At 50.4% G+C, this 22,940-nt stretch carries 20 protein-coding genes; 17 read left to right on the top strand and 3 right to left on the bottom strand.

What is annotated here, in order from left to right:
• Positions 1-47: 47 nt before the first annotated feature.
• The 9 genes from ABID13_RS08470 (at position 48) to ABID13_RS08430 (ending at position 10,261) form a co-directional block, all read left to right on the top strand.
• Positions 48-752, top strand: coding sequence for a response regulator transcription factor (locus ABID13_RS08470; RefSeq protein WP_007861910.1), 705 nt, complete (start codon positions 48-50; stop codon positions 750-752).
• A complete protein-coding gene (locus ABID13_RS08465) occupies positions 742-1,878 on the top strand; it encodes a sensor histidine kinase (protein ID WP_007861908.1) in 1,137 nt (378 codons plus the stop codon). The genes ABID13_RS08470 and ABID13_RS08465 overlap by 11 nt, the downstream gene beginning before the upstream one ends.
• Positions 1,879-1,949: 71 nt before the next feature.
• Positions 1,950-4,526: a DUF8725 domain-containing protein gene (locus tag ABID13_RS08460; RefSeq protein WP_040416009.1), complete on the top strand. Its 2,577-nt coding sequence runs from the start codon at positions 1,950-1,952 to the stop codon at positions 4,524-4,526.
• Positions 4,526-5,488, top strand: a complete 963-nt coding sequence (locus ABID13_RS08455) for an ABC transporter ATP-binding protein (protein WP_007861904.1) — start codon at positions 4,526-4,528, stop codon at positions 5,486-5,488. The genes ABID13_RS08460 and ABID13_RS08455 overlap by 1 nt, the downstream gene beginning before the upstream one ends.
• Complete coding sequence (locus ABID13_RS08450) at positions 5,466-6,404, top strand: ABC transporter permease (RefSeq protein WP_007861902.1); 939 nt, start codon at positions 5,466-5,468, stop codon at positions 6,402-6,404. The genes ABID13_RS08455 and ABID13_RS08450 overlap by 23 nt, the downstream gene beginning before the upstream one ends.
• The gene (locus ABID13_RS08445) at positions 6,391-7,707 is read left to right on the top strand and encodes an SPFH domain-containing protein (protein ID WP_048929084.1); all 1,317 of its coding nucleotides are present in this window, start codon (positions 6,391-6,393) and stop codon (positions 7,705-7,707) included. Before ABID13_RS08450 ends, ABID13_RS08445 begins: the two co-directional genes overlap by 14 nt.
• A 44-nt stretch (positions 7,708-7,751) precedes the next feature.
• Complete coding sequence (locus ABID13_RS08440) at positions 7,752-8,825, top strand: TFIIB-type zinc ribbon-containing protein (RefSeq protein ID WP_045093025.1); 1,074 nt, start codon at positions 7,752-7,754, stop codon at positions 8,823-8,825.
• Complete coding sequence (locus tag ABID13_RS08435; protein WP_048929083.1) at positions 8,822-9,736, top strand: TPM domain-containing protein; 915 nt, start codon at positions 8,822-8,824, stop codon at positions 9,734-9,736. The genes ABID13_RS08440 and ABID13_RS08435 overlap by 4 nt, the downstream gene beginning before the upstream one ends.
• 255 nt (positions 9,737-9,991) lie before the next feature.
• Entirely contained in the window at positions 9,992-10,261 is a 270-nt protein-coding gene (locus tag ABID13_RS08430; protein ID WP_040416006.1) for a GIY-YIG nuclease family protein, read from the top strand.
• A gap of 185 nt (positions 10,262-10,446) precedes the next feature.
• On the opposite strand, the gene trhA is transcribed toward ABID13_RS08430, so the two are convergent.
• Positions 10,447-11,118: a PAQR family membrane homeostasis protein TrhA gene (trhA, locus tag ABID13_RS08425; RefSeq protein ID WP_007861896.1), complete on the bottom strand. Its 672-nt coding sequence runs from the start codon at positions 11,116-11,118 to the stop codon at positions 10,447-10,449.
• Positions 11,119-11,587: 469 nt separating this feature from the next.
• On the opposite strand from trhA, the gene ABID13_RS08420 reads away from it, so the two are divergent.
• Genes ABID13_RS08420 through ABID13_RS08385 form a run of 8 tightly spaced genes read left to right on the top strand, consistent with a single transcriptional unit; the run spans position 11,588 to position 20,837 of the window.
• Positions 11,588-13,018, top strand: coding sequence for an ABC transporter substrate-binding protein (locus ABID13_RS08420; RefSeq protein ID WP_007861894.1), 1,431 nt, complete (start codon positions 11,588-11,590; stop codon positions 13,016-13,018).
• A 23-nt stretch (positions 13,019-13,041) separates the two neighbouring features.
• Positions 13,042-13,995, top strand: a complete 954-nt coding sequence (locus ABID13_RS08415; protein WP_045093024.1) for a uroporphyrinogen decarboxylase family protein — start codon at positions 13,042-13,044, stop codon at positions 13,993-13,995.
• 30 nt (positions 13,996-14,025) lie between these two features.
• Positions 14,026-15,030, top strand: a complete 1,005-nt coding sequence (locus tag ABID13_RS08410; protein WP_045093023.1) for an aldo/keto reductase — start codon at positions 14,026-14,028, stop codon at positions 15,028-15,030.
• A gap of 23 nt (positions 15,031-15,053) precedes the next feature.
• Positions 15,054-15,923 (top strand): carbohydrate ABC transporter permease, encoded by an 870-nt coding sequence (locus tag ABID13_RS08405; RefSeq protein ID WP_045093022.1) that lies wholly within the window; start codon positions 15,054-15,056, stop codon positions 15,921-15,923.
• Positions 15,920-16,771 (top strand): carbohydrate ABC transporter permease, encoded by an 852-nt coding sequence (locus tag ABID13_RS08400; protein WP_007861888.1) that lies wholly within the window; start codon positions 15,920-15,922, stop codon positions 16,769-16,771. The genes ABID13_RS08405 and ABID13_RS08400 overlap by 4 nt, the downstream gene beginning before the upstream one ends.
• Positions 16,772-16,800: 29 nt before the next feature.
• Complete coding sequence (locus ABID13_RS08395) at positions 16,801-18,267, top strand: response regulator transcription factor (RefSeq protein WP_007861887.1); 1,467 nt, start codon at positions 16,801-16,803, stop codon at positions 18,265-18,267.
• A 2-nt stretch (positions 18,268-18,269) separates the two neighbouring features.
• On the top strand, positions 18,270-20,036 hold the full coding sequence (locus ABID13_RS08390) for a sensor histidine kinase (RefSeq protein WP_045093021.1): 1,767 nt from the start codon (positions 18,270-18,272) through the stop codon (positions 20,034-20,036).
• Positions 20,037-20,072: 36 nt separating this feature from the next.
• Positions 20,073-20,837: an RluA family pseudouridine synthase gene (locus ABID13_RS08385; protein ID WP_045093020.1), complete on the top strand. Its 765-nt coding sequence runs from the start codon at positions 20,073-20,075 to the stop codon at positions 20,835-20,837.
• Between the two features lie 48 nt (positions 20,838-20,885).
• On the opposite strand, the gene ABID13_RS08380 is transcribed toward ABID13_RS08385, so the two are convergent.
• Positions 20,886-22,211 (bottom strand): sensor histidine kinase, encoded by a 1,326-nt coding sequence (locus tag ABID13_RS08380; protein ID WP_045093019.1) that lies wholly within the window; start codon positions 22,209-22,211, stop codon positions 20,886-20,888.
• Positions 22,208-22,936, bottom strand: coding sequence for a LytR/AlgR family response regulator transcription factor (locus ABID13_RS08375; protein ID WP_045093018.1), 729 nt, complete (start codon positions 22,934-22,936; stop codon positions 22,208-22,210). Before ABID13_RS08375 ends, ABID13_RS08380 begins: the two co-directional genes overlap by 4 nt.
• Positions 22,937-22,940 lie beyond the last annotated feature (4 nt).

Raw genomic sequence — 22,940 nt, 5'->3', positions numbered from 1 at the left:
AGCGCTGCATGGCATACATATAAGTTAACGTAAGAGGAGGGGATATCATGCCCGATATTAATATCTTGGTTGTAGATGATGAAAAAGAGATTGCGGATCTGATTGAAATTTATCTTGTCAGCGATGGCTATAAAGTGTTTAAGGCGGAAAATGCTGCCAAGGGACTGGAGATCCTTACAAAGGAGGACATCCATCTGGTGCTTTTGGATATCATGATGCCGGGAATGAACGGACTTGAGATGTGCAAGAAGATCAGGGAGACCAATAATATTCCCATCATCATGCTCAGCGCCAAGTCCACGGATCTGGATAAGATACTGGGACTGGGAACAGGGGCGGACGATTATGTGGTGAAGCCTTTTAATCCCCTGGAGCTGACCGCCAGGGTCAAATCCCATCTGCGCCGCTATACACAGCTAAATCCCAACAGCGCGGCCCAGGACAAGACCAATAATGAGATCACCATCAAGGGAATGATCATCAACAAGGACAATCACAAGGTGGTGGTGGATGATGAGGAGATTAAGCTCACTCCCATTGAATTTGATATTCTGTACCTTCTGGCATCCAATCCCGGAAAGGTATTCAGTACGGATGAGATCTTTGAGCGTGTTTGGAATGAGAAGGTATATGAAGCCAACAACACGGTAATGGTACATATCAGACGCCTGAGGGGCAAGATGAAGGAAGACACCAGACAGAATAAGATCATTACCACTGTATGGGGAGTAGGATACAAAATTGAAAAGTGACATGAGCAGGCGATATCACACGCGGGTCATTACCAATATCATATACAGTGCCATTATTTCCTGTCTGGTGGAAATATTTCTGGTGACCAATGTTTCCATGATCGCCAGGTACATGGAGGAATCAGGGCGGATGAACGGCCTGATTCAGGCAGTACTGGACTATCATGTGGCTGTGGTGCTGGTCTATGTGATCTTTGGCCTGGCGCTGTTTGCCGTAACATTTATGATCCTTCAGGAACCCTATATACGGTATATCAGTAAGATTTCAGATGCGGTGCAGAGCATTTCCGAAGGGAATTTAAACACCACCATTGATGTGATCGGAGATGATGAGTTTTCCAGCATGGCAGCTAACCTGAACAAGATGGTGGAAGATATCAAGGGACTTATGGATAAGGAGAGGGAGTCGGAGAGGACCAAGAATGAGCTGATCACCAATGTGGCCCATGATCTCAGGACTCCGCTGACCTCCATTATCGGATACCTGGAACTGCTGGCCGGCAATACCAGGATACCGGCGGACATGCAGCACAAATACATAGAGATCGCATACGGCAAGGCAAGGCGCCTGGAAAAACTGATCGAGGACCTGTTCGGATTCACAAAGCTGAACTATGGGAAGATTTCCATGCATGTGGCTCAGCTGGACGTGGTGAAGCTGCTGGGACAGCTTTTGGAGGAGGCTTATCCTAACTTTGTGGAAAAGAACCTTTCCTATGACCTTCAGAGCAATGTTCCGGCCAAAATCATCACCGCGGACGGAAATCTGCTGGCCAGGCTGTTTGACAACCTGATCGGCAATGCCATTAAGTATGGGGCGGACGGAAAGCGCGTGCTGGTAAAGCTGCATGCGGATGATGAATTGGTGACCGTGTCCGTTACTAACTACGGTTATGTGATCCCGCCGGATGAGCTGCCCCTTATATTTAACAAATTTTACCGGGTGGAGCAGTCCCGTTCCAGCACCACGGGAGGTACGGGCCTGGGCCTTGCCATTGCAAAGGAGATCGTGGACATGCACGGCGGCACCATCCAGGTGGCCAGTGATCTTAACGGAACCGTGTTCACTGTGAAGCTGCAGGTACATTTTGATATTAACAAAGAGAACTTTGGAACGATTAACTGATATTCGGGCGTAAGGATTGTGGGAATAAATGATGAGACACGCCCCGGGAGAGTACAATGAGGACTTGTAACATGAGGATATTTCCAAGGAATATAAAAAGGGTGCTGAAAAGCTCCCTTTTTGGCTTAATTCTGGCAGCGGCCATGACCGTACAGGCTTTTGGGGCCGCAGGGGAAACGGCTCAGGACATGGGCCGGGACACGGCCAAGGACACGGCCCGGGAAGCGGACCGGGAAGCGCCCCAGGATACGCTGCCGGAGGAGGGGCTTACAGCCTCCCCCATTACCATGGATGTGGTGTACGGGTATAAGAACATTGCTAAGAGCGGACGTTTCCTGCCCCTTAGGGTGGACCTTAAAAATACTGCGGACCGGGCATTTACGGGAACCCTGTGTGTACTGGCCATGGAAAGCGATCTTCAGGGATACAGTATGGATCTGGACTATGATGTATACCGGTATGAGTATCCGGTGGAGATACCTGCCTCGGGCAGCGTCACGGAGATGCTCAGCGTCTCCCTGGGGGCCAGGGTGGATCAGATGTATGTCCGCCTGCTGGATGAGAGCGGGAACCAGGTGGGGCAGAAACGGCTGAAGCTGAACCTGAACATGGATACGGCGGAGCTTTTTATCGGTGTTCTCAGCGATGATCCTGAAAAGCTTCTGTATCTCAATGGGGTGGGGATCAATTACAGCACCCTGCGCACCAGGTCCATTGAAATGACTGCCGCCACCCTGCCTTCCAGCGAACTGGGGCTGGACCAGCTGGACGTGCTTCTTATATCTGACTTTGATACAGGCAGGCTTTCCGGCCAGCAGATCCAGGCCGTATGGGACTGGGTGCAGAAGGGGGGCGTACTGCTCATAGGAACAGGGGCCAGGGGAAGTGAGACTCTTAGGGCCTTTGCAGGCGATATACTGGAGGAGCCGGTGCCGCAGCCCGACCAGTATGTGATCAATATGGGGGTGGAGTATGCGGTGGATGGGCCGGAAGGCGCTTCCATTCCCCTCACTTGTACGGATGTGCTGTTAAAGGGCGGCAGCGAGGTGCTTTCCAGCGATGAACTGTCCGTGCTCTCCTCCGTTTCTGCGGGAAAGGGGATCGTTGCCGTATCCATGTATGACTTCGCGGATATCGGGGAGTTTTGCCAGCAGAATATCTCCTATATAGACAATCTCTTTGCCACCCTGCTGGGAGAGAGCCGGATCAACAGCCTGAGCAGCGCCATGGACGGGGGCAACTATAACCAGTACTGGTCTGTACAGTCCCTGATCAATACAGGAAACCTTACCAAACTTCCAAAGGTGGGGCTGTATGTGACCCTGGCAGTGGCCTATGTGGTCCTGGCCGGGCCGGGCCTCTACTTTTTCATGAAACACCGGGGAATGCTGCGCTATTACATGCCTTCCGTGGGGATCCTCTCCCTGTGCTGTACGGGAATGGTCCTTCTCATGGGAATGACCACCAGGTTCACGGGCCCGTTTTTCACCTATGCCTCCATTCAGGACGCGGACAGTGAGGGCGTGTCGGAGACCACCTTTATCAATATGAGGGCGCCTTATAATAAGCCGTATTTTGTCAATCTGAACCAGGATTACACCCTTTATCCCCTTACGGGAAATGTCTACTACAACATGACGCCTGTCCCCAAGTTCACAGGGGAGGAGCCGCCCGCCATCACCATCCATTACGGCAAGGACGGGACCAGCATCAAAGCCGATAATGTAGGGGCGTTCAACTCCAAATTCTTTATGATGGAAAAGCACACCTCCAATCAGGAGGGAGTGGGGTTCACAGGGGATATCAACTGCTTTGACGGCAAGGTGACAGGTACCCTTACTAATAATTACAGCAAGGAAGTGGAAAATGTAGCCATCCTCCTGTACAACCAGATGATGTATGTGGGCCATATGGATCCGGGTGAGACCCTGGACCTGGATGATATGAAGATGGTATATGGGGCCACCAATTTCGGTTATGCCATGGCGGAGCAGATCACCGGGGCTTCCAGGTATAAAGAGGATAAGGATATTGGGGATGCCGCCTATGTGGGGGCGCTGGAAAGGACCAACCTGCTCTCCTTCTATATGAGCAACTATCTGTCCGGATATCATTCCGAGGCCAGGGTGGTGGCGTTCAGCAAGGATAAGGACGAGACTGGATTTTTAAAATCATCAGGGTATGAGACATATGGTTCCACCCTGCTCACCTCATCCATTGATGTGAATTATGAGAAGGATGGGATGATCTACCAGTCCGCCATGCAGAAGCAGCCCAATGTGCTGTCCGGAGAATACTACGCGCAGAATAATACCATGTATGGAATGTCGCCTGTTATGCTGGAATACTATCTGGGGAATAATATAGAGGTGGAAAAACTGAACTTCTATCATCTCAGTGATGAGGTTGCCAAGAGCATGCGGTATTATTACACGGTGCCCTTCAGCGGAAACATGTATTTCTATAATTACAACACGGGAAGCTATGATTCCTTTGATACAAATGTCACAGAATATGTCAGGGAGGATCTGGAGCCCTATTTATCACCAGGCAATACGCTGACTGTAAAATATGTATATGACGCGACCGGTGACTATACCTGGAATATCATGCTGCCCGTGCTGACCGTTACAGGGAGGAGTAAATAATGCTGGAGATCAAAGGATTACATAAGATATACGGTAAGTACCATGCCCTAAGCGGCCTGGACATGAATGTATCCTCAGGTGCCCTGTACGGATTTGTGGGGCCCAATGGTGCCGGAAAGACCACTACCATTAAGATCATGGCAGGCCTGCTCACGGCAGATGAGGGCAAGATCACCATAGACGGGATCAATGCCTTAAGGGACCTTAAGGACCTGAAGGCCAGGATCGGATATGTGCCGGATTTTTTCGGGGTCTACGACAACCTTACAGTGTCGGAATACATGGAATTTTTTGCCTCCTGCCACCACCTGGACGGGCTTGTGGCCAGAAAACGGTATACGGCCCTGCTGGAGCAGGTGGGCCTGGAGGATAAGCTGGATTTTTATGTGGACGGTCTTTCGCGGGGCATGAAGCAGAGGCTGTGCCTGGCAAGGGCCCTGATCCACGATCCGTCCATACTGATACTGGACGAGCCTACCTCGGGTCTGGACCCAAGGACCAGGTTTGAATTCAAGGAAATATTAAAGGAGCTGCAGGAGTCCGGCAAGACCATTGTCATCAGCTCCCACGTGCTGTCGGAATTGTCGGAGCTGTGTACGGATATTGGGATCATAGACCAGGGCAGGATGGTGCTGGAGGGGAACATTGACGATATCCTTTCCAGGGTCAACACATCCAACCCGCTGGTGATAACGGTTTTCAGCAACCTGGAAAAGGCCCTGTCCATTCTCAAGAGCCATCCCTGCGTACAGACCATTTCCCTCCGGGAACAGGATATCTGTGTGCGCTTTAGCGGGGATGCCCAGGATGAGGCCCTGCTGCTCCAGCAGCTCATTGACAGTGATGTGCTGGTCAATGGGTTTACCAGGGAAAAGGGCAGTCTGGAGTCAGTGTTCATGCAGCTGACAGAACATGAAGAAGAAAAGGTGGTGGTGTCATATGATGCGGAATCCGGTTTTTAGCCGTGAGATGAAGGTGAATTCCAGAAGCGTGAGGCTTCCTGTGATCATTCTTTTGTTTAACGGTATCCTGTCCCTGGTAACACTTCTTAATATGTATTCTGCCGTGGCCCAGGTCAGGACAACGGCTGCCATTCAGTACAGCAGCTTTATGGATATGTATGAGTTTGTGACCACCATTGAATTTATACTGCTGATGTTCATTGTGCCGGCCGTGACCGCCTCCAGTATCAGCGGGGAGCGGGAACGCCAGACCCTGGAGCTGATGCTGACCACCCAGATGACTGCGTTCCAGGTGGTGATAGGAAAACTGATGAGTGCACTCAGCACCCTTCTGCTCCTGATCGTATCCAGCTTCCCGGCAGTGGCCATGGTGTTTGTGTACGGGGGCATCACCTGGGGAGATGCGGTTTCCCTGCTTTTGTGCTACATCACAGTGGCCTTTTTTGCAGGCAGCGTGGGGCTTTGCTTCTCAGCGCTGTTTAAGCGCTCCACCATATCCACGGTGGTAACCTACGGGGTACTGGTAGCCGTGGTGGCCGGGACTTACTTTATCAACAAATTCACCCTGTCCCTTTCCTCCATGAATATCAATAACTCCGTGGCGGCATACGGATTTGGGGAAAACGCGGTAAAGGCCACTTCCGGCGGAGCATTTTATCTTTTGCTTCTGAACCCGGCGGCCACCTTTTTGGCCATTCTCAACGGCCAGGTGGGGGGAAGCGCGCCGCTGACCAAAATAAGAAGCTATTTTGGCATGACGACCACAAATTTTATAACGGACAATTGGATTATGGTGAGTATCCTGATCCAGCTGGCGCTGGCGATCCTGATGATCTATATAGCGGTCAGGTGCGTAGAGCCTGTAAAGCGCAGGCGTAAGAATGGCAAGAAAGGGGTAAATCATGGGAATTATTAAAGCAGTTACATCCGCAATAGGGGGAGCTCTGGCAGACCAATGGCTGGAGGCCGTGGAACCTGATGATATGGGAGACAAGACCGTCTTTGTGCGCGGGGTACAGGTGCGCAGGGGAAAGGGATCCAACACAAAGGGATCCTCCGACCTTGTGTCCAACGGATCCGTGATCCACGTGTATCCGAACCAGTTTATGATGCTGGTGGACGGAGGCAAGGTGGTGGACTATACTGCGGAGGAGGGTTACTACACCATTGACCACTCATCCGCGCCCTCCATGTTTAACGGCCAGTTTGGGGAGGCATTAAAGGAATCCTTTAACAGGATCCGGTTTGGCGGCATAACACCCGGGGCTCAGAAGGTTTATTATATCAATCTCCAGGAGATCAAGGGGATCAAGTTCGGCACCCGCAATCCGATCAATTATTTTGACAACTTCTACAATGCGGAGCTGTTTTTGCGGGCTCATGGGACTTATTCCATCAAGGTGACGGACCCGCTTAAGTTTTACGCTGAGGTGATCCCCAAGAATGCGGACAAGGTGGAGATCGATTCCGTGAATGAGCAGTATCTGTCCGAGTTCCTGGAGGCATTCCAGACATCGGTAAACCAGATGTCCGCGGACGGCACCAGAATTTCCTTTGTGACCTCCAAGAGCAGGGAGCTGGGACGGTATATGGCGGACACCCTGGATGAGGAGTGGAACAAGCTCAGGGGCATGGAGATTCAGGCCGTGGGCATTGCCAGCATCACCTATGATGAGGAGTCCCAGAACCTGATCAACTTAAGGAACAAGGGCGCCATGATGGGGGACCCGGGCATCCGCGAGGGATATGTGCAGAGCACCATTGCTGAGGGGCTAAAGAACGCGGGAGGCAATTCCGCAGGTTCCCTGGCAGGCTTCATGGGCATGGGATTTGGCATGCAGACCGGAGGCGGCTTTATGGGAGCTGCATCCAACACCAATATGCAGCAGATGCAGATGAACCAGGCCGGGCAGATGCAGGGAAATGGCGGCGGCCAGTCCATGGGAAACCAGGGAGCGGGAGCCCAGGCCATGGGAACTCCGGCCATGGGAACTCCGGCCATGGGAACTCCGGCCGCGGGAGCACAGCCCATGGGAAGCACGGCTTCAGGCGCTCACAGTGGGCCGGACAGCTGGTACTGCACCAACTGCGGCACTGCCAATACAGGCAAATTCTGCGGCGAGTGCGGAAGTCCAAGACCGGCGGGGGGATGGACCTGCAGCTGCGGCACCACCAATACGGGCAAGTTCTGCAGTGAATGCGGGAAGCCAAGACCATAGGCTGATCCGGCTGCATCACATATCATGCTTACAGGAGATAACAGATGGGAGTTATAACATATAAATGCCCAAACTGCGATGGAGGTCTGGTCTTCGACCCTTCGTCCCAGAAATACCACTGCGAATTTTGTCTCTCCAACTTTACCCAGGAGGAGTTGGATCAGGAATACAGCCAGGGGCCGGATCACGGCCGGGAGCCGGAGTACAGCCAGGATCAGGAACACAGCCAGAATCAGGAACACAGCCAGGCCGTGCTGTATAATTGTCCCAGCTGCGGGGCGCAGATCGTGACGGATGAGACCACGGCGGCCACATTCTGCTATTACTGCCACAATCCCGTGGTACTGTCAGGGCGGCTGTCCGGGGAATTCGCCCCTGATCATGTGATCCCCTTTCAGATCGACAGAGACAAGGCGAAGGAGATATTTGCCCAGTGGATCAAGAAGAAAAAGTATGTCGTGGATGAATTTTATTCCAGTAAACAGGTGGAGAGCATGACAGGGGTATATTTCCCCTACTGGCTCTACGGCTGCAAGGTGGACGGCGTGCTGGACGCCCAGGGGAAAAAGCTGAGGACGTGGGATACCGGCAATATGCGTTACACGGAGACCCAAGTCTATGACATCCAGCGCCAGGGGACCATGGATGTGGATAATGTGGCCAGAAACGGACTGAGAAAGGCAAACAGGCAGCTTATAGACGGGGTGCTGCCCTTTCGGATGGAGGAAAAGAAGCCGTTTTCCATGGGATATCTGTCAGGCTTTATGGCAGAGAACAGGGATATGGAAAAGGACCAGTTTGTCACGGATGTGAAGACCGAGGTCAAGACATTTGCCCTTCAAAGCCTCCAGTCCCAGGCAGGTTCTTATAATTCCCTGCAGATCCGGCGAAAGGATGCCCAATTCAGGGAAGAAGAATGGAGTTATGCCCTGCTTCCGGTGTGGACTCTGACCTATAATGACAAGGCAAGAGGCAAGATCTATTACTTTGCCCTCAATGGCCAGACCGGCAAAGTCTGCGGTCAGCTGCCTGTGGACAACAGGAAGCTGGCTAGACTGTTCCTGTCCATTTTCCTGCCGCTGTGCATTCTGTTTCTGATAGGAGGGTATCTGCTGTGATAATGGGATATAATAGGAAAATGCGTCTGGCCGCTCTTGTGACAGTGTTCATGGTATTCTGGACTTTTGTCTGCGGTATGACGGCCTTTGGAGCGCAGTCTGAGAGCGGCAGCGCTGCAGAGCAGCGGGTCTTTGACATGGCCGGACTTTTATCAGATGAGGAAAAGGACAAGGTGGAGGAATCCATTGCCTCCAGCCGTAAAAAGACCGGTATGGATGTGGTGGCCGTGACTGCGTTTCATGACGGAAAACGTTCGGCCATGGAGTATGCGGATGATTTCTATGACCAGAACGGGTATGGGACAGGCAGCAAGAAAAGCGGCGTCCTGGTCCTGCTCTACATGGACGCGCCGGGCCAGCGGGGCGGGGAGAGCTGGATATCCACCAGCGGTAATATGATCCGTATCCTTACGGACAGCCGCATTGAAGCCATTCAGGATGATATGGCCGAGTATCTCAGATATATGGATTACAGCGGCGCCTTCATGCGGTTTGCTGAGGACATTGAATATTATGTGGACCAGGGGATCCAGCGGGGCCAGTACAATTATGATACGGAAACAGGAGAGATCAGTGTGTACAAAAGCATACGGTGGTATGAAGCTGCGTTTGCCCTCATTGTACCGGCCATGATCGCAGGCAGTGTATGCCTGGGGGTAAAGGGACGTTACTCCATGAAACAGTCGCAGAGGGACCGCTCCAATGCCCTGCTGGCATACCGCGCTGATACAAGATTCATGTTCAGTAATTGTAATGACTTGCTGTTAAATAAATTTGTGACCAGTGTGCCGATTCCAAGGAACACCGGGGGATCAGGCGGTTCGGGAGGCGGGCACAGCTCATCAGGCCGCAGCTCCACCCATACCTCCAGCGGCGGCCACAGCCATGGCGGAGGAGGCCGTAGATTCTGATTCTACATGGAATTGGGTATGTCTGGGAATATAAATCAGGTTTTATGCACATTTTAAGGGTATGTGCGATATAATAGAGTATAGATATGATTCAGATATATCTTCTCTGGCTTATGCAATGGCCTGATCGTTGTGTCGCGCATCCAGCTGGTGCTTTATAATAGATTACAGGGCAACCTGGGCGGTGATAACGCAGTGAAAGCGTTGTTGCCGTTTACATAGCCAGCTATCTTTGATACAGAGGAAGTTATGAAAATGAATTACACGTATATCCTAACCTGTGCGGACGGAACCCTGTACTGCGGCTGGACCAATAATCTGGACAAGCGTCTGAAAGCCCATAACTCAGGCAGGGGAGCCAAGTATACCAGGCCCAGAAGACCGGTGGTGCTTTCCTATTATGAGGCATTTGAGACAAAGGCAGAAGCCATGAAACGGGAATACGCCATCAAACATCTGACCAGAAAGCAGAAGGAGATGCTGATGCGCAGGGACGGCGGCTTAGGGCAGGGTATGGGAGGCTGATATTGGAGCGATCCTGCCATCATACATAAAACAGATATATAGCCACATATAAAGTTACAAATAAAGTTATATATAAAAACATCTGCCCCGGAGCATATTGATCCAGTTCCGGGACAGATGTTTTTTGTTATTATCATTCAGTTATTTTACATTTCAGGCGCCATTCAGGCTGCATTACAATGCCTCTAGGCCACAAAACGGTACATCATCACATAATGGCAGATACTCCCTCCCATGACAAACAGGTGGAAGATCTCATGGGAGCCAAAGTTTTTATGCCTGGAGTTGAAGATGGGCAGCTTCAGTGCGTAGATAATGCCGCCTACGGTATAGATGATGCCTCCGGCCAGCATCCACATAAACCCGGCTTTGGGCATGGAGCTGAGGATCTTTGTAATGGCAAGCACGCACACCCAGCCCATGGCAATGTATATGAGGGAAGAAAACCACTTGGGACAGGTGATCCACAGCGCGTTTATAAGGATCCCGGCAGCGGCGATTCCCCAGACCAGGGTCAGGAGAGACCAGCCGGTCTTGTCACCCAGGACGATCATACAAACCGGGGTATAAGTTCCGGCAATGAGGATAAAGATCATCATATGGTCAATCTTCCTCAGCATCTGGTTGATCTTAGGGGAAATGTCCAGGGTGTGGTAGATGGTGCTGGCCGCATACAGCCCTATCATACTCAGTATGAAGATGGTCAGTGCGCTTACGTGGAGATAGCCGGAGTCACGGGCGGCCTTTAAAAGCAGGGGCATGGCCGCTATGATGGCCATTACCATGGCGATAAAGTGTGTCAGGGCACTGCCCGGATCTTTCACCTTTGTAAGATTTCGTTTCAGTTTTGCTGTCATATATACCAGCCTCCTTCTATTAAAAAACTGACAATAATTTACTGTTACTTTGATATGTAGTTTCGATTACTACATCTGTTTGTATTATATACTATACACCTATCCTTAAAATTATGCAACACTTTTTGAAAAAACCTTAGATTCAAATGTGTATCTCTGTTACAGTCCAGACGGCGCAGCTTCCTGAACGGAAAAGACGGTAAAGAAGCTGCGGATGTCCATCCGATGTGAAAACTGGTGCAGAATCAGTCTTATAAGCCAGCTTAGCGCCCGCCTCTGCACCAATTTTCCCGCCGTCTGAACTGTTACATATATCTTCTTAGACCTTTAATAAGAAATATGAAAGCAAAGAAATAAAACAGTAACTTTTGTTAATGATTTAGTAAGTTTCGTTAATTGTGGAGAACTGCTATAAAAACTATAATATGAGTACGAAGCGTAAATAGACTCTGGAGAGGGAGGGAACGTTATGTATTTGAGAAAACACGTGGCAATAGGAATCAGTCTGATCATGGCGATGGCCAGTATCAGCGGGTGCGGCGGCGCCAAGGGGGGAAACGGGGCGCCTCAGAACAAGGAGACGCAGGGAAAAGAGACCCAGGATAAAGGGGCTCAGGATAAGGGGGGCCAGGACAAGGCGGCCCAGGGTAAAGATGATCAGGCGGGGACGTCCGCAGCCCAGGCGCAGTCGGGGGAAAGCAAGGTGATCACCGTATTCCACTACATGGGGCAGTCCGTAAAGCAGGATTCCCTGGTTAAGCTGGAGGAGGCGTACATGGAGGCGCATCCTGAAATTACCTTTGAAAACGTATTCTACAACCAGGGCACGGATTATTTTCCGCAGCTGTCAACCGCTCTGGCTTCCGGGGAACAGCCTGACATTATCATGGGAAATCCGGCCATGTACCCGGACCTCATTGAAAACGGTTATGCAATGGACCTGTCGGATAATGAGGTCATCAGGAATATGGGGCTTGACCAGTATGATCTAAACGATGTGTCCGCAGACGGAAAAGTATATGCTGTTCCCATTGACTTTAAGACATCAGGTATCTTTTATAACAAAAAGATATTTGAGGAGCAGGGAATAGAAGTGCCGAAGACAAGGACCCAGTTTAAGGAAGTGATACAAAAGCTTCATGATGCAGGGATCGATCCCTTTATCGATGTGTACGGGGAAGGCTCCACCGGCGATCTGGAAACACGTTCCACCATATGGCCCAGGGCAATTGCAGCAGGGGATCTGGATATCTTTGATCAATGGATGAGCGGGAAGGCAGGGGTAGCGGATTATCCGTATGTGGAGGAGGCGCTGTCTGTGTGGGACGACAGGATGCTGTATCCGCGCACGGACGCCATGGCCAATAACCAGGACAAGGCCCTGGAATTATTCATAGCAGGGGAAGGCGCCATGATCTTTACAGGCAACTGGAATATCGGCGAGATCGAAGCCAGGGGAAAGGACCAGGGATTTGAGTTTGATTTCTTTGTACCGCCCATTGATGATACGGAAAACTCAGGAAAGATGGGAGTGCTGGTGGACCAGTGCTTTATGGTGAATCCTAACGCCGATGCCCTGGATGAGTCTTTGGGATTTCTGGAGTATTGGGTTACGGACGGCGCTTTAACCTGGTCTGAGGGCACACTGATGCCGCTGATCACAGGCGAAAGCTCCGACAAGCTCCTGCCCGTTGTCCAGACCATTGCCGAGGTGAAAAAATCAGGCAATTACGTATCTCAGGGCGCATTTACCAAACCTATGAACACTGAGTTTACCAATGCCTGGAGAAAAGCGCTTATAAGCTATGCGGAAAGTGTGGTCACAGGAAAGCCCATGACCCATGAAGAGTGCATTGCAAATATCCAGTCCATGTTTGACGATATCATTGCCACAAATTAAAAAGGTAAAAGGAGCAGAATCATATGACGAAAAGAGAACGGGTCAGGGCCGCGTTCCATGGTCTGGAGACAGACCATGTGCCGGTCTGCTTCTGGAAGCATGTACCCCAGGAGTTATGGCAGGAAGACAAATTTATTGAGGCACAGGTTGACTTTTACAAAAAGACGGATGTGGATTTTGTAAAGCTGTCAGCGGACGGGTATTTCGGCTGGCCGGCCCCGGCGCTTGGAAAACTGGAACAGGCAAAAGACCTGTATCAAATGAAAGCCTTTGGGCCGGATCATCCGTTTATCAGGGAGCAGATCCACCGCACCAAAAAAATCGTTTCAACCCTTAAGGATGAATGTTGCTGCCTGTATCTGATATTCTGCCCCCTTTCCTATCTGAGGCTGGAGATCGGTTATCCCAGGATGATGGAACTGATCAGGGAGGATCCGGAAGCGGTAAAACATGCCTGCCGCGTGATTGCAGGGGATGTAAAGCTCCTGGTCAGGGGGATCATAGAGGAAGCCGGATGTGATGGGATCTTTTACAGTGTACAGAATGGGGAAGTAAACCGTTTTACATATGAGGAGTACAGGGAATGGGTAACGCCCAGCGACAAGGAAGTCCTGGATTATGCCAATACCCTCAGCGACATGAATGCCCTGCACTGCTGCGCATGGGAGGAGATCAATAACAGGCTGGAAGACTGGTCTGACTATGACTCGGCGGTGGTGAGCTGGTCACGTTATATTGACGGCCTGGGCGTCAGCCAGGCAAAGGATACATTTAAACGCACGGTGTGGGGCGGGTTTGACAACCGCCTGGGAAGCCTTTTGTACAGCGGCACAAAGGAAGAGATCCAGGCGGAGACAAAAGCCCTTATAGAGGAAGGGGGAAAACGGGGGTTCATTATAGGGCCGGACTGCAGCATCCATGACGAACTGCCCCTTGAGAGGATCCGGTGGGTGGTGGAGACAGCAAGGTCTGTTTAGCAGAGTGGCTCTGCTGGAAGGAGAGATTTTATGTACGTAGCAAATGAATACCAGGCAGACAAGGAAAGATATGAACATATGGAATACGGCCGCTGCGGAAAAAGCGGCCTGAAGCTTCCGTGCGTTTCCCTGGGCCTGTGGCATAACTTTGGAAGCAAGGATAATTATGATACCATGAAGGCCATGTGCTTTACCGCGTTTGACCATGGTGTCACCCACTTTGATCTGGCAAATAACTATGGCCCTGTATATGGCAGCGCGGAAGAGAACTTCGGGCGGATCATGGAGAACTGCCTTAAGCCCTACAGGGAAGAACTGCTGATCAGCACAAAAGCAGGCTATGATATGTGGCCCGGGCCATATGGGGATGGAGGAAGCCGCAAATACCTGATCTCAAGCCTGGACGCATCTCTTAAAAGGATGAAACTGGATTATGTGGATATTTTCTATCACCACCGCATGGATCCTGATACCCCGGTGGAGGAGACCGTCCTGGCCCTGGAGCAGATTGTAAGAAGCGGCAAGGCACTTTACGCAGGAATCTCCAACTATGACGGGGAGCATGCCCGGGAGGCAATGAGGATTGCCCGGGAAGTCCGCCTCCCCCTTGTGATCAATCAGAACAGCTATAGTATTTTTAACAGGACCATTGAAGAAAACGGACTAAAGGAATATGCGGCCCGGGACGGTATGGGGATCATTGCATTCAGCCCTCTGGCCCAGGGAATGCTGACGGAAAAGTATATAAACGGTATTCCTGCGGACAGCCGCATTGCAAGGGACGGAAGGTTCCTCCACGCGTCCGATCTCACAACGGAGCGGGTGGAACAGATACGCAGACTGGATGCAATAGCCAGGGAGAGGGGGCAGACATTGGCTCAGATGGCGTTATCCTGGGTATTAAAGGACGGGGTCGTGACCAGTGTCCTGATCGGGGCATCCAGGCCGGAACAGATCATTGAAAATCTGGGGATTGTCGGCAATACCCATTTTTCCCAGGCAGAGCTGGATGAAATAGACAGGATCAGCAAATAAAGCGGCAGAAGGGAGCTGTTCAGATGAAACCACCTAAGATATCCATGAAGCAGGCCAGGATACATGGTACAAACCTGTTATTCCTGCTTCCTGCATTTGCCCTGTTTGCATTTGTTGTGATATTGCCTTTCCTACAGGGGATCCCCTATTCCTTTACCAACTGGAAGAGCGTCATCAGCACAAACTATGACTACGTGGGATTCAGCAATTACATTACTTTGATCAGGAACAGGTATTTTCAGCAGGCATTTTTACATACCTTCCAGTTTACTGCGATCTATGTGACTGGCGCCAATGTCCTGGGGCTTGGCCTGGCTCTGCTGCTGAACAGATCCAAATGGTACACAAATATTGCAAGGACCGTGGTATTCATCCCCTTTACAGTGGCCCTCACAAGCGGCGCCATTGTATGGAGCTATGTGTATACGGATATCATTTCCCCGCTGTTTAACATTGTAAGCCCTCTTGGAGTCTCCAGCCAGGTCATTCCGGCAATGGCAGTGATCGCCATATGGAGGGATATGGGATACTGTATGATGATCTACATTGCCGCCCTGCAGTCCATTCCCGATGATTACTACGATGCGGCCAAGGTGGACGGGGCCAACTGGTGGCAGAGGGTAAAGGGGATCACATTTCCCCTGATCGTCCCGGCCATCATATCCAATGTGACCCTTCTGGTGGCATGGGGGCTGAAATGTTTTGATTATCCCATGGCGGTTGCAAGAAACATGGAAGCGGCCCAGACAGCGGCCATGTATGTGTATGACAATATCTTCGGATTCAATAAAGCAGGACTGGGGCAGGCTGCTGCGATCATCATAACCGTGGTGCTGGTGATCCTGACATATGCCATAACGGCTGTCTGCAACAGGCTGGAGGTGGAGGAATGACAGGCATGATTGACAGAAGATACCGGCAGAAGATCCTAACCTGTATTAAGATCATCACGATCTTCCTGGTAATGACAGCAGTGATCGCGCCGTTTTACGTCAGCGTCATATACGCGTTAAAGGACAGCTCTGATATATCCGTAAACCGCCTGGCCTGGCCGCAGCATCCCACCATTAACAACTTTGTAAAGGTGATCACGGAAAATGAGCAGTTTATCACCGGGTATAAGAACAGCATCCTTACCACCATACCAGCGGTCCTGATCCTGATGACGGCAACCTCTATGGCAGCTTATGTCCTGGCAAGGTTTAACGGCAGGTTTTACAGAAGCGTTTACATGATATTTGTGTCCGGGATCCTGATCCCTATCCAGTGTATCATGCTGCCGCTGTACCTTAACTTCTTCCGCCTGGGACTTACCAATTCCAACCTTGGTTTTGTCATTGCCAGGACAGGGCTTCAGATACCCATCAGCATATTGGTAGTGACCGGGTTTGTAAAAACAGTGCCCCTTGATCTGGAGGAAGCGGCCAGGATAGACGGATGCAACCGTTTTACCATGTTCTGGAAGATCGTTTTTCCGCTTATGAAGCCGGTGAACGCAACACAGCTTGTACTGAATACCTTGTTTATATGGAATGATTACACCACTGCGGTCATTCTTCTGCGCAAGGTGGAATCCAGGACGCTTCTCCTGGCCCAGATGGCATATTTTAACGAATACACATCAGAACTTAACCTGGCATTTGCCTTTTTTATCCTGGCAATGCTGCCTATCCTGATCCTTTACTTCTGTATGCAGAAGTATGTGGTCAGTGGTATAATGATGGGAGCGGTCAAGGGGTAGGCGGGTACAGACAGGCACAGGGGGAAGATATGGCATATAAAGTAATTATTGTGGATGATAACCATAACACAGTGAAGTCGCTGTTATATGGTGTTGACTGGGGAGCGTTGAATCTGGAGGTGGCGGGAACCGCCTATGACGGAGAGCAGGGGAAGCGGCTGATGGAAGAAAAAAAGCCGGACATTGTAATTACGGACATCAACATGCCCTATATGGACGGACTCAGCATGGTGGAGACCTCCCTGGACCAGGATCTGGGCAGCAAGGTGATCGTGATCACCGGATACGACAAATTTCAATATGCAAGCCGTGCCATCAAGCTGTCCGTATTTGACTATATACTGAAACCAATTGATGATGACGAACTTTTAACCGCTCTGGAAAGAGCGGTTAAAAGCATTCAAAAAGACAGAAATGTTAACCGGCAGGTGACAGGCGTATTAAAGGGCAGGCTGATACTGGCCTTGATGTCCGGCCGGGACCTGCCTGTGTGGTCCCTGGTGAGCGACATACAGATCTGTAAAGGCAGCTGTGCCATGCTTGTTGCCTATGCCAATGACGGATTTTCCCAGCCCCTTCTCCAGAGGGTGGAATATTCAGAACAGCGGATCACCGGCAGAACCATATCCACCCTGTTGGAGGAAAAGCTTGTGATCTTGTGCACTTCAGAGGAAGAGGACATATCCTGGGAGATACAGTTAAAAGAAATCAGCGCTGTTTTATGTGAAAGCGACAGAACGGTCCGGATCGGGACGAGCCGGGTCTATGGGTTGAAGGATTCGGTGAAGGATCTGTATCTGGAGGCATATGAGAATATGCTGGAGGGGTATGGGGTTACAAGACCGGGAGAAATGGCAAAGACAGACATCCGCTATGGGAAAGCGGCCGACCTGCAGGCCGAGGCGGCCATGCTGGCCCAGGATATCAGGGGGACCGAGGATTACGAAAAGACATATGCCGCCTTTGAGCGGTGCACCGGGGGCAGTATCATTTCCCTTCAGGTAATGTCGGTGATCTATTGCACCAAGGTGATCCAAAAGCACAAGCAATGGGCTGTGTACCTGGATTCCGCCATCTACAGCGCGATCCAGAACACGTCCATTGAGATGTTTGGAAAATGGCTGAAGTCATTTCTAAAGGCCGTGGACCAGGCCAGGGACCAGGGAAAAGGAAAGTCGGAGCTGGTACTGAACGTGCTCCGCTATATGGAGATCCATACATTGGAGAATATCAAGCTGGAGCAGGTGGCCTCGGAGTTTTATGTCAGTCCCAATTACCTGTCTTCGCTGATCAGCAAGGAGACAGGCATCACCTTTCAGCAGCATATGATGAAAAATAAAATGGCAGTGTCCAAGCAGATGCTGGACGACACAAGGATGAGGGTGGAGGAGATCGCCTACGCGGTGGGATATGAAAACTATGTGAGCTTTTATAATGCGTTCAAACGCCTGGAAGGGATCACGCCCAGTGAATACAGAATGAGGAAAAGGGAGTAGATATGCTGGATTCCGTAAAGAAATTTGACAATCTTAAATTCAAACAAAAGCTGATCCTGGTATATTGCATTTCCCTTATTACAAGCCTGTTCTTATCCATCTGCCTGCTAGTGGTATTCTGTATCAACATATTAAAAAAGAATTATATCAATAACCTGGATGTGGTCACAAAACAGGTGGCTGATAATTTTGAGCGCAGGGTATCGGACACGGAAATGCAGCTGTTTAACACCATAAGCATGTTCCAGATCCCGGACTACATGTCCAAAATGGACGGGGACAAAAGCAGCTATGCAGGCCAGGAATTGGGATACATGGCCAACCAGCTGGTGTCCACCGTATCACCCTTTGATTTTGTATATGTTGAGACCAATAAAGGATATACCGCCGATACATCCCAGAAAATGGCGTCCGGGGGAGATGAGGCAGTGGAATTTGCAGGAAGGTTTGTTGAGGAGTCCAAGGACGCTGTGTTAAAGCAGGGTTATATGTGGGCATCGGATGAGCGGAACCACGTCTATATCCTCCATGCAGTGAGAAAGATCACATCCCTGAAGCATGTGGGGTATGCGGTGGCGCGGGTAAAGAGACAGTCAGTGGAAATGCTTAAGGATGACAAACATGACATAGCCCTGCTGTTTTACAACAGGGGAAGGAAATGCATCTATACGGAAGGCATGGAGGAACCGCTGCAGGCAGCTGTCCTGGAGCAGCTGGAGGCCGGGGGACACATGGAGGGCGGCCAGAGTTGGGATCGCAAGGCGTATTATGCCATAGAAAAGGAGAGCGCCGGGGGATGGCATATTGCGGGTATCATTCCCATGGTCAGCATTACGGGAATGGGGCGCAGCGTGGTGGTAAGCGGGATCCTGCTGGGACTCATATCCATGGTTCTGGGAAGCGGGCTGATGCACTACCTGACCCGCAAGGTAAGCCTTCAGCTGGAGGCGCTGACAAACTCCATGGCTTATGTGTCCGAGGGCAGTGTGGGGGTGGTGACCCCTGTTTACTGCCATGACGATATCGGACAGCTGACAGAGTGCTTCAACAATATGAACCAGAGGATTTCTAAGCTGCTGGACCGGATCGTGGCAGAGGAGCGCCTGAAAAACAAGGCGGAACTGGAAGCCCTGGAGTACCGGTATCGTTTTTTGCAGACCCAGATCAACCCACATTTTATATACAATGCTTTAGAGACAGTGAATGCGGTTGCCAAGATCAATAAAGCGCCCCAGATCAGCAAGGCCATCCAGCTCATCGGCAAGTATTTCAGGAGCATAACCGCCTATTCAGACCAGCAGTTTATCACCCTGAAGGAAGCGTTCAGTTCACTGGAAATATACATGGAGATCTATCATTATATCCAGGAGAATAATCTAAAGGTGGAGATCGATTATCCCCAGGAGCTGAAAGATGTAAAGATCCCCACCATGATCCTCCAGCCCATTGTGGAAAATTGTTTTGTCCATGGTATGCGTTCCGTTGAGGAGCTGTTTGTGATCCGCCTGAAGGCAGGACAGGCTGGGGATCATGTCCGAATCACCATAGAGGATAACGGAAATGGGATCAGGGAGGAGGTATGCGGAAGCCTCAGTGAATCCAGGCAGGGAAAGGGGGCCCATTCCGGGATCGGGCTGGCCAACATCACGGAGCGCCTTTTCCTGCTCTATGGGGATGAGGGCAGGCTGTCTATTGAAAGCAGCGGATCCGGGACAATTGTGACGATCACAGTGCCACCCCATTGTGTATCCCACGGACCTGGTTTATAATGGATAAACAGGAAAAAAGATAAGAGAGGATAGACCATGATTTCTATATTATATGAAGATCAGGATATTATCGTAGTACAAAAACCCCCGGGCGTGGAATCCCAGTCAGCCCGCGGATTTGCCCCGGATATGGTCAGTGAGATACGCCGCCATCTCCACAATCCACAGGATATCCACAAGCTAACCACAGCTAATTCCGGGTCCCAGCCCCCGTATGTGGGAGTTATCCACAGACTGGACAAGCCCGTGGGCGGTATTATGGTATATGCCAAAAACCAGAAGTCGGCAGCATCCTTAAGCGCCGCTTTACAGGACAAAAAAGTGGAAAAGTCATACATGGCGGTGGTATGTGGAAAACTTGTGGATAAACAGGGGGCATATGTGGATTATCTACGGCAGGACAAGAAAAACAACACTTCGTCTATTGTGGATAAGTCGGTGAAAGACAGCCGGAAAGCGGTCCTTAACTACAGGGAGATGGAAGTTATCCACAACCCTGGGGACGGAGAAAAATTCCTCTCATTAATAGATATTGAGCTCCTTACAGGGAGGCACCACCAGATAAGGGTGCAGTTTGCCGGTCATGGCACCCCCCTCTATGGGGATGGGCGGTATGGTATACACATATCCACAAAGGTTGACATAAAGGAGAAGCCTTCAGGGAGGATCTCCGGCCAATCTCCGGCCCTTGCCCTGTGCGCATACCGCCTGGCATTTCCCCACCCCGCTGCAGGGGAGAGGATGTGCTTTGAGATCAAGCCTTCCGGCGGTGCATTTGACTTGTTTTCATCATTAAAATAGGCGTAGCATCTATGGAGGCTAATATTAATGTTGCTGCTATCTGCCCGATTAACTGCCGGATATTGTTTTGATACCTCCTAGAAAGCAGACATGCACAGAGAATACGCAGTCCGCATATTCATGATCTAGCTGTCCTCCATATTTTTGGGCGCACAGGGAGGCGCTGCTTAGGCCGATTCCGTGAAGCATCCGGTCGCGCTTGCCGGATATAAGTCTTCCATTTTTGCAGCAGGGGGCATTGGGGGATGAATTGGAAATGTCAAAAAAGATCATTTCCCTCATACGGCGTATTTTGACAAGGATCCAGCCTTGGCCATGGGGCATCCGGGCGCTTGCCTCGTAGGCATTGTCGAGAAGATTGGAAAACAAACTACAGATATCCTGGTCCTCCATGGGATAGAGGTTCAGGGCATCTGCCTGTATGGTAAAACGGATACCGGCCCGTTTTGTCCGGCCTTTGGTATGGTTTAAAAGCACATCCAGAGTAGGCGTTCCGGTCCACACATCAGGTGTCAGGTGGTCCAGGGGGGCTCTTAGTTGGCTGATGTAAGCGCCGGCATTTTCCGTATCGCCCTGTCTTACCATGCCATCCAGGATCAGCAGATGGTTTTTTAAGTTGTGGGAAAGAATCTCCTGTTCCTTCTGTATTTGCTGCATCATCCCGTATTCCTGTTGTATCAACCTGTCCTTAAATTCCAGGATACTGCGCATTTCCCGCTCCTTAATATAATTGGCGTAAAAGAGCATGATCAGGCAGAGACAAAGGAGGATGACCAGACAGAGTCCCCAGCTGAACAGGGTGAGGACCGATATTTCCTTCAAGGTAAACATGGATAGATAACCTGTACCTAGAATGCCGAATAGGGATACGAAAAATACCATCCTTGGATTGTAAAATAGGGTTTCACGAAATGCTCTGCGCGCCATCAGATAAAATAGAAACAGCATGGCTTTGTCAACGGCAAGGTAAACGCATCTCCACAGGGACAGCTGGTTTAAAATAAACCGGGCAAATTCCTGGTTGCCTGCCATAACACCCATGACCGACATACAGAAGTAGTTGATGATATACATACAGAGGAAATAAAAACTCACCAGGGAAACCGCGTAAAACAGATCCACGTGAAACAGTACAACCGTAGTCATGCAGATAAAAAACACAAACCATAGGGTGGAGATCAGGGGATCGATTCCAAAATGGTCCATAGCCCTCACAGAGCCCACCAGGAGCAGGGACAGAAGAAAAAAGGGCAGGCGTCCTCGGATTCTGTCCGGCAGGAAGATTCCAATATAATGGTAACATAACCATGCCTCTACAAGATTAGAGCACAATTCCATTCCAGTGTATACTTGGTTGATGGTTGCCTGGCTCATAATTTTTTCCTCCAGTATGAAGTGATGGTATTGCGCACTTCCTTCTGGTTCCTGCGGCTGACTGGAATAACGGCTCCGTTATCCAGGAACAGCTCACTACCCTCCATTTTTTCCACGTGGAACAGGTTCACAATATAACCCCTCTCCACCATTAGGAATCCTCCCTCCCTTTTGGGGGCACACAACTCCCCAAGGACCTGATCCAGGGATTTACGGTGAAGAATCTTCTCGTGTTCAAGCACAATGACCGCATATTTCTGGTCTTTGTAGATATAAAGGATGTCATCCGCTGCTATCTTCCTCATCATGCGGGAGGACTCTATTACATAAGTGTCGTGGGAATTTCTTGTCAAAAGTCCGCAGGCATCTGACAGGGCCAGGGGCAGGCAGGTTTCCAGTTCCGATTTGGGGATATAACGGAAAACAGACAGTTCATAAGCCTTGACCGCATATTTTGTATGAGATGTGACAAAGACGGTCAGTGCCAGGGGAAGGAGCTTACCTATGGCGGACGCCAGGTTCATTCCGTTGTTTTCCGGCATTTCTATGTCCAAAAACAGAAGATCAAAGTGCCTCCCCTCCTCCACGTCATAAAGCAGCTGGCTGCTGCTTAAATAGGTGGAAATGTGTATGGCACAGGGGAGGCTCTTGGCCTGTGATGTAAGTATGGTGTGGATTTGTGCCACAAAACAGTGTTCATCGTCACAAACAGCAATCCGTATCATTGTT

The organism is Enterocloster citroniae (genome assembly GCF_040545455.1).
Taxonomy (GTDB): domain Bacteria; phylum Bacillota; class Clostridia; order Lachnospirales; family Lachnospiraceae; genus Enterocloster; species Enterocloster citroniae.
This window is presented reverse-complemented; position numbering and strand designations above follow the sequence as displayed.

Coding starts and splice junctions, on each gene's coding strand:
- ABID13_RS08470 (WP_007861910.1), top strand. CDS start 48: ATGCCCGATATTAATATCTTGGTTGTAGATGATGAAAAAGAGATTGCG.
- ABID13_RS08460 (WP_040416009.1), top strand. CDS start 1,950: ATGAGGATATTTCCAAGGAATATAAAAAGGGTGCTGAAAAGCTCCCTT.
- ABID13_RS08455 (WP_007861904.1), top strand. CDS start 4,526: ATGCTGGAGATCAAAGGATTACATAAGATATACGGTAAGTACCATGCC.
- ABID13_RS08450 (WP_007861902.1), top strand. CDS start 5,466: ATGATGCGGAATCCGGTTTTTAGCCGTGAGATGAAGGTGAATTCCAGA.
- ABID13_RS08445 (WP_048929084.1), top strand. CDS start 6,391: ATGGGAATTATTAAAGCAGTTACATCCGCAATAGGGGGAGCTCTGGCA.
- ABID13_RS08440 (WP_045093025.1), top strand. CDS start 7,752: ATGGGAGTTATAACATATAAATGCCCAAACTGCGATGGAGGTCTGGTC.
- ABID13_RS08430 (WP_040416006.1), top strand. CDS start 9,992: ATGAATTACACGTATATCCTAACCTGTGCGGACGGAACCCTGTACTGC.
- trhA (WP_007861896.1), bottom strand. CDS start 11,118: ATGACAGCAAAACTGAAACGAAATCTTACAAAGGTGAAAGATCCGGGC.
- ABID13_RS08420 (WP_007861894.1), top strand. CDS start 11,588: ATGTATTTGAGAAAACACGTGGCAATAGGAATCAGTCTGATCATGGCG.
- ABID13_RS08415 (WP_045093024.1), top strand. CDS start 13,042: ATGACGAAAAGAGAACGGGTCAGGGCCGCGTTCCATGGTCTGGAGACA.
- ABID13_RS08410 (WP_045093023.1), top strand. CDS start 14,026: ATGTACGTAGCAAATGAATACCAGGCAGACAAGGAAAGATATGAACAT.
- ABID13_RS08405 (WP_045093022.1), top strand. CDS start 15,054: ATGAAACCACCTAAGATATCCATGAAGCAGGCCAGGATACATGGTACA.
- ABID13_RS08400 (WP_007861888.1), top strand. CDS start 15,920: ATGACAGGCATGATTGACAGAAGATACCGGCAGAAGATCCTAACCTGT.
- ABID13_RS08395 (WP_007861887.1), top strand. CDS start 16,801: ATGGCATATAAAGTAATTATTGTGGATGATAACCATAACACAGTGAAG.
- ABID13_RS08390 (WP_045093021.1), top strand. CDS start 18,270: ATGCTGGATTCCGTAAAGAAATTTGACAATCTTAAATTCAAACAAAAG.
- ABID13_RS08385 (WP_045093020.1), top strand. CDS start 20,073: ATGATTTCTATATTATATGAAGATCAGGATATTATCGTAGTACAAAAA.
- ABID13_RS08380 (WP_045093019.1), bottom strand. CDS start 22,211: ATGAGCCAGGCAACCATCAACCAAGTATACACTGGAATGGAATTGTGC.
- ABID13_RS08375 (WP_045093018.1), bottom strand. CDS start 22,936: ATGATACGGATTGCTGTTTGTGACGATGAACACTGTTTTGTGGCACAA.